Below are 13,558 nucleotides of genomic sequence, written 5' to 3' on the forward strand. Positions count from 1 at the left end.
CTTCTGCGGAAGGGATATCGCGAAAAATGGGGACTTTCGGGGAGGCGACTGCACTGGTCGCCCGCGGCGCGGACGAGTTCGGCGCCACGCTGGACGCCCAGTGGAGCGTGGGCACCAAGCTGCACGGCGGCTACCTGCTGGCGGTGCTGGCCCGCGCCGCCTGCCAGAGCGGCGCCGGCGAGCGGCATCCGCACGTGACCGCCGTGAGCGGCGCCTTCGTCGAGCCGCCCGCGCCCGGCCCGGCGGACGTGCGCGTGGAGCCGCTGCGGATCGGCCGGAGCCTGGCCCAGGTACGGGTCTCGCCGGCCCAGGAGGGCAGGGTGCGCGTCGAGTCGCACGTCACGCTCGGCGTCCTGGACGACGGCGACCCTTGGTGGACCTCGCTCCCGCCGGTCGAGCTGCCGGCCGAGGAGGACTGCTTCCTCGCGCCCACCGACCCGCCCGGCGCGGACTTCGCCGTGCCGCTGATGGCCGTGGTCGAGGAGCGCGTCGATCCGGCGCATCTGGCGTTCGCGTTCGGGGCGCCGACCAGGAAGGGCGAGATCGCCAGCTGGCAGCGCCTGGCCGACGGCTCCGACTGGGACCCGCTGAGCCTGCTGGTGGCGCTCGACCCGGTGCCGCCGGTCTCGTTCGACCTCGGGCTGTCCGGCTGGGTGCCGACGATTCAGCTCTCGGCCTACATCCGCCGGCTGCCCGCCCCCGGCCCGATCAGGGTCCGCCTGTCGGCCACGGACGTCGGCGGCGACCGCATGGACGAGGTGGCCCACGTGTGGGACTCCAAGGGCCGGCTGGTGGCCCAGGCGACCCAGCTCGCGGCCGTACGGTTGCCGGACTGAGCCGTCCGGGGAGTGGACACGCGTCTCAGGTGCCGGGCGGGTGGCCGTAACATGTGAAGACTCGCCTCATGATGGGAGAAGCACAATGCCGGCCCTCAGGTCACGTACGGTCACCCACGGCAGGAACATGGTCGGCGCCCGGGCCCTGCTCCGGGCGACCGGCGTAGCCGGGAGCGACTTCGGCAAACCCATCATCGCGGTGGCCAACAGCTTCACCCAGTTCGTCCCGGGCCACGTGCACCTGCGCGAGGTCGGCGACGTCGTCTCGGCCGCGATCCGCGAGGCGGGGGCGATCCCGCGCGAGTTCAACACGATCGCCGTCGACGACGGCATCGCGATGGGCCACGGCGGCATGCTCTACTCGCTGCCGTCCCGCGAGCTGATCGCCGACGCCGTCGAGTACATGGTCAACGCCCACTGCGCCGACGCGCTGATCTGCGTCTCCAACTGCGACAAGATCACGCCGGGCATGCTGCTGGCCGCGTTCCGGCTGAACATCCCCACGATCTTCGTCTCCGGCGGCCCCATGGAGGCCGGCAAGACGCCGGGCCGCAAGCTCGACCTCATCGACCCGATGATCGCCGCCGCCGACGCCTCGGTGTCCGACGACGAGCTGCTGGAGATGGAGGAGAACGCCTGCCCGACCTGCGGCTCCTGCTCGGGCATGTTCACCGCCAACTCCATGAACTGCCTGACCGAGGCCATGGGCCTGGCCCTGCCCGGCAACGGCACGATCCTGGCCACCCACAAGCGGCGCAAGCAGCTCTTCGAGGACGCCGGCCGCCAGCTCGTCGAGATCACCCGCCGCTACTACGAGGACGGCGACGAGTCGGTGCTGCCGCGCTCGGTCGCCACCCGCGCGGCATTCGAGAACGCCATGGCGCTCGACGTGGCGATGGGCGGCTCGACCAACACGATCCTGCACATCCTGGCCGCGGCCCGCGAGGCCGAGGTCGACTTCGGCCTCAAGGAGATCAACGAGATCTCGCTGCGGGTGCCGTGCCTGTGCAAGGTCGCCCCGGCCACCAGCAAGTACCACGTCGAGGACGTCCACCGCGCCGGCGGCATCCCGGCCATCCTGGGCGAGCTCGACCGGGCGGGGCTGCTGCACCGCGACGTGCCCACGGTCAACGGCGGCACGCTGGCCGACACGCTGGCCGCCTGGGACGTCAAGTCGCCGACCGTGCTGCCCGAGGCCGTCGAGCTGTGGCACGCGGCGCCGGGCAACGTGCGCACGGTGAAGGCGTACTCGCAGGACAACCACTGGGACTCCCTCGACCTCGACCGGGCGCAGGGGTGCATCCGCGACCTGGAGCACGCCTACAGCGCCGACGGCGGCCTGGCCGTGCTCTACGGCAACATCTCGCTCGACGGCGCGGTGGTGAAGACCGCGGGGGTCGACGAGTCGATCTGGAAGTTCAGCGGGCCCGCGGTGGTGTTCGAGTCGCAGGAGCAGGCCGTCGAGGGCATCCTCGGCGGGCGGGTCAAGGAGGGCGACGTGGTGGTCATCCGCTACGAGGGCCCCAAGGGCGGCCCCGGCATGCAGGAGATGCTCTACCCGACCTCCTTCCTCAAGGGCAAGGGCCTGGGCAAGGCGTGCGCGCTGGTCACCGACGGCCGCTTCTCCGGCGGCACGTCCGGGCTGTCGATCGGGCACGCCTCGCCGGAGGCGGCCGAGGGCGGCACGATCGCGCTGGTCGAGGACGGCGACGTCATCGACATCGACATCCCCGGCCGGTCGATGGAGCTGCGGGTGCCCGAGGCCGAGCTGGCCGCGCGGCGCGAGCGGCTGCTGGCCGACCTGGGCGGCTACCGGCCGCGCGACCGCAACCGTCCGGTGAGCGTGGCGCTGCAGGCGTACGCGGCGATGACCACGTCCGCCTCGACCGGCGCCTCGCGTGATCTGTCGCAGCTGTCCCGATAGTTAGGGTGCGGTGGACCCCCGGTCCACCGCACAGATTTTCGAAAATTGTCGGTGGTCGTCCCTATTCTTGGGGTATGACGACAGTCGTGAAGGACGAGACTCGCCCGCTGACGACCGCCGAGATCGCCGCCATCGCCCTCTCCCTCGCTCACCTCGGAGCGGGCCCGCAGGCCGTCGCCGCACGGCGCGGCCTGCAACACGCGCTCGAGCACCTGGAGCTCGACGACGACGTCATCGCGACCACGCTCGCGACCCTGACCGAGCCGCTGCCCGTGGAGACCGCCTCCCGGGCCAGGCTCATCGCCGACGCCATCACCAGCCGCCTCATGATCCGCCTCCACTACCGCGACGCCTCGGGGGCCGTCACCTCCCGCGACGTCGAGCCGGTGACCTGCCTGGTCCACCGCGAATACTGGTACCTGGTCGGCGTGTGCCGGATGCGGCGGGCCATCAGGGCGTTCCGGTTCGACCGCATCATCGCGGTCGAGCCCACCCTGACCCCGTCGCGGCCGCACCTGGCCGACCGGTTCCTGCCCTTCCAGCGCCGCCGCCGGCGCACCACCGCGGCATGAGCCACGGGTGCAGCACCGCGGCGTAACCTGCCGCAAGCTTGACCCTCGGGCCCCCGGGCGTTGGTGCGGGGCGTGACAGGCTCGCGCACATGCGCGTCCGGGGGATCTCGCTCATCGCCGCCCTGCTGCCCGTCGTCGTGTCCGCCTGCGCGGCGGGCCCGCGTCCGGCCCCGCTCCCGATCGTGGCGCACCGCCAGGCGGTGGCCGTGGAACGCCTGCTGCCGCCGGCCACGCGGCGGGCGCTCGACCGGGCGCTGGAACGTCAGCTGCGGGACCGTCCGGGGCGGGTGGCGCTGTCGGTGTACGACCGCGCGACGGGCGTGCGGTACTCCTACGCTGAGGGCAGGCCGTTCGTGCTGGCCAGCGTGGCCAAGGTGGACATCCTGCTCGCTCTGTTGCTGCTCAGGCAGAGCGAGCACCGGCGGCTCGGCGCGTACGAACGCAGGCTCGCCTCCCGGATGATCCGCCAGAGCCACAACGAGAGCGCGCACGAGCTGTACATGACGGTCGGCGGCCAGGAGGGGCTCAGCCGGGTCCTGGGCGCGCTGGAGGTGCGCGACACCAGGCCGGGCGCGGGCCTGTCGTGGGGCATGACCCTCAGCCACCCGTCGGACCAGGTGCGGGTGCTGGAGCAGCTCACCGACCCCGCCGGGCCGGTGCCGGCCGCGAGCCGCCGCTGGGCGCTGGGCCTCATGTCGTCGGTGGACCGGTCGCAGGCGTGGGGCGTCAGCGCCGCCGGCGGCGAGGTGGCGCTCAAGAACGGCTGGCTGCCGGTGGACGCGCACGACGGGCGGTGGACGGTCAACAGCGTGGGCCGGATCGTGCTGAACGGGCACGAACTGCTCATCGCCGTGTTGTCGGAGCGCAGCCCGGACATGGCGACGGGCGTGGCGACCGTGGAACGGGCGGCCCGGCTGGCCGTGGAGGCGTTCACCCGGGCCCGCCGGTCAGGAGGAGCAGCAACCTCCGCCGCAGCAGCCGCCCCCGCCACCGCCGGCCGGACGGGGAGCGGCGGCGCCACCGGTCATGGAGACGGTGGACAGCAGCTTGACCGTGTCGCCGTGGCCCTCCGGGCAGGTCGCCGGCTCGTCTGAGGCCGACATGGGACGGGAGACCTCGAACGTGGAGCCGCAGGCGCGGCAGCGGAAGTCGTAACGCGGCATGCGGTAAGCCTAACCCGCTGTGGCCGGTGAGCGGGAGCCGGCGTAGGTCAGGTGCGCATGGTCGGAGACGGGCTCGTAGCCGATCGACCGGTAGATCGCGTTGCTGGTCGGGTTGTCCAGGTCGGTGAAGAGCACGACCTGCTCGCACCGCTCGGCCAGCGCCACTTCGCTGGCGTACGCGGTGACCGCGGCCCCGTAACCCTTCCTGCGGCACGACGGCGGCGTGTAGACCGGTCCGACGCGGCACACGCCGCCGGCCGCCCGGCCGAGCCCGGCCACCGAGACCGGCACGCCCTCGGCCTCCCACACGAACAGCTCGCGCCCGGCCACCCGCTGGGCGACCCGCTCGGCGACGTCGTGCGCCTCGCCGAGCCCGACCTCGGCGCCGAACGCCTGGTACCAGCTCACCATCAGCGGGAAGTCGCCGGGCCCGGCGAGCCGGCCGCGGCCGGGCACGGACGGGACGGCGAGCGCGCCGAGCCGGTAGAGCCGTTCGGACACCGTCCGCTCCGGCGCGCCGAGCAACCGGACGACCTCGGCCGTCACCTCGACCGGCCCCACGACCATGGGCACGTCGCCGCCGAGCGCCTCGACCAGCGGGGCGACGGCCTCGGCGGGCATGCGCGTGAGGCTCAGCGGGGCGGGCGGCGTGCGGAAGGCGGCGGCGCGCACCTGGCCCTCGGCGGTCCACCAGGCGAAGAAGGCGGCGTCAGCGGGATGGCCGGCACGCAGGTTGGCCAGGACGGTCAGCGGAACCGTGTTGCCGACCGGGTCGCCGAGCAGGAACGGCTCGGCGACCGCGGCGAATTCCTCCGGATCGGAGGTGAAGGTCCACATACCCGTCATGGTGGCAGGCGGTGGCCTCCGGCTTCAAAAGGGATTGCTAGGCCGCCGCCTCCAGGTAGGGCGCCCATTGAGGATCGCCGACGAGCGAGGCGCCGATGAGCCGCCAGTGGGCGCCCCTCGGCACCGCCGGGAGGACGCGCAGCGACCATCCCAGCTCCTCCAGGTACTTGTCGGCCTTGCGGTGGTTGCAGGTCGTGCACGAGGCGACGCAGTTCTCCCACGTGTGGGTGCCGCCACGCGATCTCGGGATGACGTGGTCGATGGTCTCGGCCCGCTGCCCGCAGTAGGCGCAGCGGTAGTCGTCGCGCCGCATGAGGGCGGCTCTGGTCAGCGGGATTCGGGACCGGTAGGGGATGCGGACGTATCTGCGGAGCCTGATCACCGAAGGCACGTCGAGGGTGCAACTCGCCGAGCGGAGCTGGGCGCCCCGCCCGTCGCGGTGCACGACGTCGGCCTTCTCCCGCAGCACCAGGACGATGGCCCGGTGGAGCGAGAGCGTGGTGAGCGGCTCGTAGGTGGCGTTGAGCAGCAGGACCTGGCGCGTCATCGGGCCTCTCCCTGCCGCGCGCGTATCAAAGGGGACATGCCGTGGCATGTCCCGCCTGTCGGCCCCTCCTGGGGCACTGGTGCTTCCGTCACATGGACCTCCGCCGGACGGTCCAGCGGATGGTCACCACGGCACCGTCCTGTCACCAAGTCTGGCGTTAGCCGTAGCGTCCCCGCCACCCCATAATCTTCAAGCCGGAATGACCAGAGGGACACACGTTACGTTTTATGCCCGCTTCACCAGCGCTTTACGCCCCCACCTTGGCAGTAGGGTTCCTGGCATGACGCGAGAGCCTTATCCGACGGCACGCCGCGAAGACGTCGTCGACATCCTGCACGAAACGCCCGTCCCCGACCCGTACCGGTGGCTGGAGGACCCTGACAGCCCGGACACCAAGGAGTGGCTGCTCGCGCAGGCCGAGCTGTTCAACGCCAGCCGTGGCGAGCAGCGGTTCAAGGACCGCATCGCCGAGCTGCTGCGGTCCGGCTCGGTGGGGGTTCCGGCCTGGCGCGGGGAGCGCCGGTTCTTCTCCCGCCGCACGCCCGACCAGGAGCACGCGGTCTACTACGTGGTCGAGGCCGACGGCACCGAGCGGGCGCTGATCGACCCGATGGAGATCGACCCGTCCGGTCTCACCACGCTCGACGCCGTGCAGCCCGACAAGGAAGGGCGGCTGCTGGCGTACCAGATCTCGGTGGGCGGCGACGAGGAGTCGGTCCTCTACATCCTGGACGTCGCCACCGGGATGCGCGTCGAGGGCCCGATCGACCGCTGCCGCTACTCCCCCATCGCCTGGCTGCCCGGCGGCGAGGCGTTCTACTACGTGCGCCGGCTGCCGCGCACCGAGGTGCCGGAGAACGAGGCTCAGTTCCACCGCCGCGTCTACCTCCACCGCGTCGGCACCTCGACCGAGGACGACGTGATGATCTTCGGCCAGGGGCTGAAGATGACCAACTACTACGGCGTCTCCGTCTCGCGCGACGGCCACTGGCTCCAGGTCTCGGCGCACGAGGGCACCGCGCCGCGCAACGACCTGTGGGTGGCCGACCTGACCGCCTCGCCCGCCGACGCCCCCGACCTGAAGGTCGTGCAGGAGGGCGTCGACGCGCAGACCGCCCTGGTGTTCGGCCGCGACGGCCGGCTCTACGTCCACACCGACAGGGACGCCTCCCGCGGCCGGGTGTGCGTGACCGACCCGGCCGACCCCGGCTACGAGACCTGGCACGACCTGATCCCCGAGGACCCCGAGGCGGTGCTGTCCGACTTCGCGATCCTCGACGACCTGGAGCGCCCGGTCATGCTGGTGGGCTGGACCCGCCACGCGATCAGCGAGATCACCGTCCACGACCTGGCGACCGGTGAGCGGGTCGGCTCGGTGCCGACGCCGGGGCTGGGCACGATCGGCGGCATCTCCGAGCGTCCCGAGGGCGGCTTCGAGGCGTGGTTCGGCTACACCGACAACACCACGCCGCCGACGATCCAGCGCTACGACGCCCGCACGGGCGAGACCACGCTGTGGGCCGCCTCGCCGGGCGCGGTCGAGGTGCCGCCGGTGCGCACGTCGCAGGTGGCGTACCGGTCCAAGGACGGCACCGACGTCCGGATGCTGATCATCTCCCCCGCCGACGAGCGGCCCGGCCCCCGGCCCACGATCCTCTACGGCTACGGCGGCTTCGGCCTGTCCATGACCCCCGGCTACTCGGCCTCGATCCTGGCCTGGGTCGAGGCGGGCGGCGTCTACGCCATCGCCAACCTGCGCGGCGGCGGCGAGGAGGGCGAGGACTGGCACCGCGCGGGCATGCTGGCCAACAAGCAGAACGTGTTCGACGACTTCCACGCCGCGGCCGAGCACCTCATCGAGACCGGCGTCACCACCCGCGAGCAGCTCGGCATCTCCGGCGGCTCCAACGGCGGCCTGCTGGTGGGCGCCGCGCTGACGCAGCGTCCCGACCTGTACGCGGCCGTGGTCTGCTCGGCGCCGCTGCTCGACATGATCAGGTACGAGAAGTTCGGCCTCGGCGCGACCTGGAACGTCGAGTACGGCAGCGCCGACGACCCCGAACAGTTCGGCTGGTTGTGGGGGTATTCGCCCTACCACCGGGTCGAGGAGTCGGTGGCCTACCCGGCGACGTTGTTCACCGTCTTCCAGTCCGACACGCGGGTGCACCCGTTGCACGCCTGGAAGATGTGCGCGGCGTTGCAGCACGCCTCGGCGGCCGGGCGGCCGGTGCTGCTGCGCAACGAGGCCGAGGTGGGCCACGGCGCCCGCTCGGTGAGCCGGACGGTCGATCTGTCGGCCGACACGCTGACCTTCCTCGCCCAGCACACCGGTCTGTAGTGTCGCAGGCATGAGCAGCCTGGGGCCGGCCATCGTCGAGGCCGTCCCCAGCGCTGCGCTGCGGCCGTACGTCACCCGGCTGTGCGCCTACAGCGAGCACTATCCCGCGCCCGTCACGCGCGCCGAGGCCGCCCTTCCCGGGGCGGTGCTCATCCTGGGCGTCGGCGCGCCGATGGAGGCGTACGGGGAGCGGGTAAGGGCGTTCGCGGGCGGGCTCGCCGACCGGTTCGCGGTCACCCGGGTCAAGGGGCCGTGCGAGGGCGTGGAGGTGGTGCTCACGCCGTTCGGGGCGCGGCGGCTGTACGGGCTGCCGATGCGCCACCTGACGAGCCGGGTGGTCCCGGTGGAGGCCGTGCTCGGGCCGTGGGGCGGGGAACTGCTCGACCGGCTGGCCGCGACGCCGTCGTGGCGCGAGCGGCTGGCCCTGACCGACCGGCTGCTGACCGCACGCATCCTGGCCGGGCCGCAGGTGGGCCCCGAGCTGCCGTGGGCGTGGGCGCGGCTGCTGGAGTCGGGCGGGCGGCTCGGCGTGTCGTCGCTGGCCGCGTCGCTGGGGTGGAGTCACCGGCATCTGGTGGCCCGCTTCCACGACCAGGTCGGGCTGGCCCCCAAGACGGCGGCCCGGGTGATCAGGTTCGGCCGGGCGGCGCGGCTGCTGCGCTCCGGCAGGCCGATCGCCGCGGTCGCGGCCGAGTGCGGCTTCTACGACCAGGCCCATCTCAACCGGGAGTTCCGGGCGCTCGGCGGCACCACGCCCGGTCAGATTCGTCCAAGACCCGCGGGCGGGCCGCCGGGCATGCTGGAGCCATGAAACGCACTGTCTACGCACTGGCCCGCTACGAGCACCCGCAGGCGGCGCTCGACTTCCTGACCGGGGCGTTCGGGTTCCGGGTGCACGAGTCGTCGAAGGACGAGTCCGGGGTCGTCGAGCACGCCGAGCTGTTCGTCGAGGACGACCTGATCATGATCGGCCGGGGGAAGCCGGGCGGGCCCGGCGTGTACATCGCGGTCGACGACGTCGACGCCCACCACGATCACGCCAGGGCCGCGGGGGCCGTGATCACCATGGAGCTCACCGACCAGCCGTACGGCTCGCGCGAGTACGCCTGCAAGGACCCCGAAGGCAACTCCTGGTTCTTCGGGACGTACCGCCCGTAAAGCCTCGGATAGCGGTCAGCGGGGGAAGACGACGGTCTTGTGGCCGTCGAGCAGGACGCGCTGCTCGGCGTGCCACTGGACCGCGCGGGCCAGCGCCACGCACTCCACGTCGCGCCCGATGCGGACGAGGTCGTCCGGCGAGTGGCTGTGGTTGACCCGGGCGACCTCCTGCTCGATGATCGGCCCCTCGTCGAGGTCGGAGGTCACGTAGTGGGCCGTGGCGCCGATGAGCTTGACGCCCCGGTTGTGGGCCTGGTGGTAGGGCTTGGCGCCCTTGAACGACGGCAGGAACGAGTGGTGGATGTTGATCGCCCGCCCGGCCAGCTTCTCGCACAGGTCCTCCGACAGCACCTGCATGTAGCGGGCCAGCACCACCAGGTCGACCTGGTAGTGCTCGACCAGCGCCAGCACCTCGGCCTCCTGCCTCGGCTTGGTCTCGGGCGTGATCGGCAGGTGGTGGTAGTCGATGCCGTACGACTGGGTGAGCGGGCGCAGGTCGGGGTGGTTGGAGGCGACCGCGACGACCTCGATGCCGAGCGTCTTCGACCTGACCCGGTAGAGCAGGTCGTTGAGGCAGTGGTCGAACCGGCTGACCATGATCAGCACGCGCGGCTTCCTGGCCACGTCGCGCAGCCTGAACTCCATGGCGAAGTCGGGGGCCAGGGCGGCGAAGGCGGCGCCCAGCTCGTCCTCGCCGAGCGGGCCGGAGAACTGCACGCGCATGAAGAACCGCTGGGCAACCCGGTCGCCGAACTGCTGGCTCTCGATGATGTTGCACCCGTGCGCCGCCAGCAGGCCGGAGACGGCGGCCACCACGCCGGGGCGGTCGGGGCAGGACAGGGTCAGGATGTACTCGGCGTGGCTGCTCATGCCTTCACTCTCGCGGACGTGGGATCGTAGGGCGCCTTGAGGCTGATCTGGGCAGAGTACAGGTCGCCGGCCACGTCGACCTCCACCTTCTCCAGCGTGACGCCGCCTTCCTGCGAGACCTCGGTGACGAAGCCCAGCGCCACGGACCTGCCGAGCGTGGGGCTGTGGGCCGCCGAGGTGACGTAGCCCACCGGGACGCCGTCGGACAGCAGGGACTCGCCGCCCCACAGGTGTGCGGCGGGGTCGTCCAGCACGATCGAGACTACCCTGCGCGACGGCGTCTCCAGAGCGTGCCGCGCTCCCCGGTAGCCGCCGCTCTTCTTGCAGGTGAAACGCAGTCCGGCGGCGGCGGGGGTGATCTCGGGGCCCAGCTCGCGGCCCCAGGCGCGGTAGCCCTTCTCGATGCGCATGGCCTCGATGGCGTAGTGACCGGCCTGGGTCAGCCCGCCGGCGCCCATGAGCGTCTCGTGCACGGTGACGGCGAACTCGGCGGGCACGTACAACTCCCAGCCCAGCTCGCCCACGTACGTGACGCGGGTGGCGCGCACGGTGGCGTGACCGAGGTCGACCAGGCGGGACGTGCCGAAGTCGAAGGCGGAGAAGTCGGACTTCGACACCGACTGCAGGATCGTCCTGGACGAGGGGCCCATCACGCCGAAGACCGCGTACGCGCCGGTGACGTCCACCAGGACCGCCCGCCGGTCGCCGAGGCCCTTGGAGATGTGGTCGAAGTCCCTGGTGGTCTGGGCCGAGCCGGTCACGATCAGGTACTCGTCGCGGGCCACGCGCGTCACCGTCAGGTCCGACTCGTAGCCGCCCCGGTCGTTGAGCAGGCCGGTGTAGACGACGCGGCCGGGCTCGACGTCCACGTCGGCGGTGCACAGCCACTGCAACGCCTCCATGGCCTCGGGGCCCTTGAGGACGAACTTGGAGAAGGCCGTCTGGTCGAACAGCGCCGCCGCGTTCCGGCAGGCCGCCACCTCGGCGTCCACGTACGGCTGCCATCCCGGCCGCCCGAACGTGGACGGCGTGGCGGGCCCGAAGTAGTTGACCCGCTCCCAGCCCATCTTCGACCCGAAGCGCGCCCCGGCCTGCGCCAGCAGGTGGTGCACCGGCGAGCGGCGCAGCGGCCGGGCGGTCTCCGGCTCCCGGTCCGGCCAGGACATCGCGTAGTGCAGCCCCAGCGTCTCGGTGACCCGGTCGCGCAGCCAGGTGTCGTTGCCGGCCCAGCGGGCGAAGCGCCGGATGTCGGCGGGCCACAGGTCGCCGGTCGGCTCGCCGTTCACGATCCACTCGGCCAGCGCGCGGCCGGCGCCGCCCGCCGAGGCGATGCCGGCCGAGTTGAACCCCGCGCCGACGAACAGGCCGCGTACCTCGGGGGTCTCGCCCAGCAGGAACATGTTGTCGGGCGTGAAGCTCTCCGGCCCGTTGTAGAACATCCTGACCCCGGCGCTCTCCAGCGCCGGGACGCGCTGGATCGCGTTCTCCATGATGATCGCGAACTGGTCCCAGTCCGCCTCCAGGAGCTGGAACTCGAAGGGGTGGGGGATGCCGTCCATGCCCCAGGGCTTGGCGTCCGGCTCGAAGCCGCCCACGACCAGGCCGCCGACCTCCTCCTTGAGGTAGGCGTAGCCGTCGGGGTCGCGCAGCACGGGCAGGTCGGGGCGCACGCCGGGGATGCGCTCGGTCACCACGTAGTAGTGCTCGGCCGAGTGCAGCGGGACGGTCGCGCCGGCCATCCTGCCGACCTCCTTGGCCCACTGCCCGGCGCAGTTGACCAGCACCTCGGTCTCGATGTGGCCCTCGGAGGTGTGCACGCCGCGCACGGCGCCGTCGCGCACGGTGACGCCGGTGACGCGGACCCGCTCGATCACCTGGACGCCGTGCCGCTGCGCGCCCCTGGCCAGCGCCTGGGTGAGGTCCGACGGGTTGGCCTTGCCGTCGCCGGGCAGCCAGACGCCGCCCACCAGGTCGTCGGTGCGCATGACCGGCCACAGCTCGCCCGCCTCGCGCGCGCTGACGACCTCGGCCTGGATGCCGTAGTTCCGGGCGGCGGCCGCGGTGCGCCGCAGCTGGGTCATGCGCTCGGGGGTGCGGGCCACGCTGACGCTGCCGCACTGCTTCCAGCCGGTGCCGAAGCCGGTCTCGGCCTCCAGGCGGGCGTACAGGTCGGTGCTGTACTTGATCAGCCTGGTCATGCTCTCGGTGCTGCGGAGCTGGCCGACGAGCCCGGCGGCGTGCCAGGTGGTGCCGCAGGAGAGCTGCCCCTGTTCGAGCAGCACGACGTCGGTCCAGTCCAGCTGGGCCAGGTGGTAGGCCACGCTGCAGCCCGCGATGCCGCCGCCGATGATCACGACCTGTGCCCGGGAGGGCAGGGATGTCAAGAGATGCTCCTCAAGCGATTGATCCCCGGCCAGCTGCGGACGTTGCGCAGCATGGCGATGAACGCCTGCTCGGCGGGCCCCAGCAGCCGGTCGCGGCGGTGGGCCAGCACGATGGGGCGGGGCTTGGGCGCGGGCAGCACCTCCAGGGCCGCCAGCCGCCCGTCGGCGAGCTCCTGCTCGACGCAGTGCTCGGACACCAGCGAGACGCCGAGCCCCGCGGCGACCGCCTGCTTGATCGTCTCCGGGCCCCAGATCTCGCTGCGGCCGGCCTCTTCGAGCCCCCACGTCTCCAGCGCCTGCTCCTGCAGCTCGCGGGTGGAGGAGCCGGGCTCGCGGATGAGGAAGAACTCGCCCGTCAGGTCGGCGGGCTCGGCGCGGCCCTTGCTGGACAGCCGGTGGCCCGGCTGGGTGATGACGACGAGCCGGTCCTCCAGGATCGGCTCGCTGACGAGCTGCGCCGCGCCGGGCTCGCCGGCCAGCACCGCGACGCCGATCTCGCCGTCCACCAGGCCGCGCTCGACCCGCTGGCCGTTGCCGACCTGGATGCCGAGCTCGATGCCGGGATGACGGTCGCGGAAGGCGGCCAGCAACGGCGGCAGGAGGTACGTGCCGACGGTGGTGGTGCCTCCCGCGACCAGCTTGCCGGTCTGCAGCCCGGAGACCTGCCGGATGGCGGCCACGGCCTCGTCGGCCAGCAGGAACACCCGCCTGGCGTACTCCAGCATCACCTCGCCCTCGGGGGTGAGCCTGATGCGGGCGCCGCTGCGGTCGATCAGTGTGGCGCGCAGCGCCTGCTCAAGCTGCCTGACCTGGTGTGACACGGACGGCTGGCTGAGGTAGAGCTTCTGCGCCGCGGCCGAGAAGCCGCCGCACTCCACGACCGTCATGAAGATCCAGAGCCGGTGCAGGTTGAGCTGCAT

12 protein-coding genes are annotated in these 13,558 nt (G+C 72.2%); 6 read left to right on the forward strand and 6 right to left on the reverse strand.

The features are described 5' to 3' along the window. Positions 1-26 precede the first annotated feature (26 nt). The 3 genes from AB0J46_RS25980 to AB0J46_RS25990 all read left to right on the forward strand — a co-directional run bounded on the left by AB0J46_RS25980 (position 27) and on the right by AB0J46_RS25990 (position 3,332). Positions 27-836: a thioesterase family protein gene (locus AB0J46_RS25980; RefSeq protein WP_364336236.1), complete on the forward strand. Its 810-nt coding sequence runs from the start codon at positions 27-29 to the stop codon at positions 834-836. Between the two features lie 85 nt (positions 837-921). After that, entirely contained in the window at positions 922-2,760 is a 1,839-nt protein-coding gene (gene ilvD, locus AB0J46_RS25985) for a dihydroxy-acid dehydratase (protein WP_364336238.1), read from the forward strand. 74 nt (positions 2,761-2,834) lie between these two features. After that, a complete protein-coding gene (locus tag AB0J46_RS25990) occupies positions 2,835-3,332 on the forward strand; it encodes a WYL domain-containing protein (protein ID WP_357980526.1) in 498 nt (165 codons plus the stop codon). A gap of 947 nt (positions 3,333-4,279) precedes the next feature. Here AB0J46_RS25990 and AB0J46_RS25995 read toward each other — a convergent pair. From AB0J46_RS25995 to AB0J46_RS26005, 3 genes are read right to left on the reverse strand one after another with little or no spacing between them, the layout of a single operon-like run. Continuing rightward, the gene (locus AB0J46_RS25995) at positions 4,280-4,495 is read right to left on the reverse strand and encodes a zinc ribbon domain-containing protein (protein WP_352360476.1); all 216 of its coding nucleotides are present in this window, start codon (positions 4,493-4,495) and stop codon (positions 4,280-4,282) included. A gap of 9 nt (positions 4,496-4,504) precedes the next feature. Then, positions 4,505-5,332, reverse strand: coding sequence for a GNAT family N-acetyltransferase (locus AB0J46_RS26000; RefSeq protein WP_364336240.1), 828 nt, complete (start codon positions 5,330-5,332; stop codon positions 4,505-4,507). Between the two features lie 46 nt (positions 5,333-5,378). Then, the gene (locus AB0J46_RS26005; protein ID WP_364336242.1) at positions 5,379-5,888 is read right to left on the reverse strand and encodes an HNH endonuclease; all 510 of its coding nucleotides are present in this window, start codon (positions 5,886-5,888) and stop codon (positions 5,379-5,381) included. Between the two features lie 280 nt (positions 5,889-6,168). Between AB0J46_RS26005 and AB0J46_RS26010 the strand changes: the two genes are divergently transcribed. From AB0J46_RS26010 to AB0J46_RS26020, 3 genes are read left to right on the forward strand one after another with little or no spacing between them, the layout of a single operon-like run. Then, a complete protein-coding gene (locus tag AB0J46_RS26010; RefSeq protein WP_364336244.1) occupies positions 6,169-8,226 on the forward strand; it encodes a prolyl oligopeptidase family serine peptidase in 2,058 nt (685 codons plus the stop codon). A 10-nt stretch (positions 8,227-8,236) separates the two neighbouring features. Further along, positions 8,237-9,037 carry an AraC family transcriptional regulator gene (locus AB0J46_RS26015; RefSeq protein WP_364336246.1) on the forward strand — a complete coding sequence of 267 codons (801 nt, stop codon included), beginning with the start codon at positions 8,237-8,239 and terminating at the stop codon, positions 9,035-9,037. Then, positions 9,034-9,384, forward strand: a complete 351-nt coding sequence (locus tag AB0J46_RS26020) for a VOC family protein (protein ID WP_364336248.1) — start codon at positions 9,034-9,036, stop codon at positions 9,382-9,384. The genes AB0J46_RS26015 and AB0J46_RS26020 overlap by 4 nt, the downstream gene beginning before the upstream one ends. Positions 9,385-9,399: 15 nt before the next feature. Here AB0J46_RS26020 and purU read toward each other — a convergent pair whose 3' ends face one another. The 3 genes from purU to AB0J46_RS26035 are packed head-to-tail and all read right to left on the reverse strand — an operon-like array spanning position 9,400 to position 13,558. Then, positions 9,400-10,254 (reverse strand): formyltetrahydrofolate deformylase, encoded by an 855-nt coding sequence (purU, locus tag AB0J46_RS26025; RefSeq protein WP_352322831.1) that lies wholly within the window; start codon positions 10,252-10,254, stop codon positions 9,400-9,402. Next, positions 10,251-12,638, reverse strand: coding sequence for an FAD-dependent oxidoreductase (locus AB0J46_RS26030; RefSeq protein WP_364336250.1), 2,388 nt, complete (start codon positions 12,636-12,638; stop codon positions 10,251-10,253). Before AB0J46_RS26030 ends, purU begins: the two co-directional genes overlap by 4 nt. Beyond that, positions 12,635-13,558: a LysR family transcriptional regulator gene (locus AB0J46_RS26035; RefSeq protein ID WP_352360491.1), complete on the reverse strand. Its 924-nt coding sequence runs from the start codon at positions 13,556-13,558 to the stop codon at positions 12,635-12,637. The genes AB0J46_RS26030 and AB0J46_RS26035 overlap by 4 nt, the downstream gene beginning before the upstream one ends.

The organism is Nonomuraea sp. NPDC049758, assembly GCF_040674635.1.
In the GTDB taxonomy this organism is placed as follows: Bacteria; Actinomycetota; Actinomycetes; order Streptosporangiales; family Streptosporangiaceae; genus Nonomuraea.

Bases quoted from the DNA above. Each gene is read 5' to 3' on its own strand.
- AB0J46_RS25980 (WP_364336236.1), top strand. From the start codon at position 27: ATGGGGACTTTCGGGGAGGCGACTGCACTGGTCGCCCGCGGCGCGGAC.
- ilvD (WP_364336238.1), top strand. From the start codon at position 922: ATGCCGGCCCTCAGGTCACGTACGGTCACCCACGGCAGGAACATGGTC.
- AB0J46_RS25990 (WP_357980526.1), top strand. From the start codon at position 2,835: ATGACGACAGTCGTGAAGGACGAGACTCGCCCGCTGACGACCGCCGAG.
- AB0J46_RS25995 (WP_352360476.1), bottom strand. From the start codon at position 4,495: ATGCCGCGTTACGACTTCCGCTGCCGCGCCTGCGGCTCCACGTTCGAG.
- AB0J46_RS26000 (WP_364336240.1), bottom strand. From the start codon at position 5,332: ATGTGGACCTTCACCTCCGATCCGGAGGAATTCGCCGCGGTCGCCGAG.
- AB0J46_RS26005 (WP_364336242.1), bottom strand. From the start codon at position 5,888: ATGACGCGCCAGGTCCTGCTGCTCAACGCCACCTACGAGCCGCTCACC.
- AB0J46_RS26010 (WP_364336244.1), top strand. From the start codon at position 6,169: ATGACGCGAGAGCCTTATCCGACGGCACGCCGCGAAGACGTCGTCGAC.
- AB0J46_RS26015 (WP_364336246.1), top strand. From the start codon at position 8,237: ATGAGCAGCCTGGGGCCGGCCATCGTCGAGGCCGTCCCCAGCGCTGCG.
- AB0J46_RS26020 (WP_364336248.1), top strand. From the start codon at position 9,034: ATGAAACGCACTGTCTACGCACTGGCCCGCTACGAGCACCCGCAGGCG.
- purU (WP_352322831.1), bottom strand. From the start codon at position 10,254: ATGAGCAGCCACGCCGAGTACATCCTGACCCTGTCCTGCCCCGACCGC.
- AB0J46_RS26035 (WP_352360491.1), bottom strand. From the start codon at position 13,558: ATGCAGCTCAACCTGCACCGGCTCTGGATCTTCATGACGGTCGTGGAG.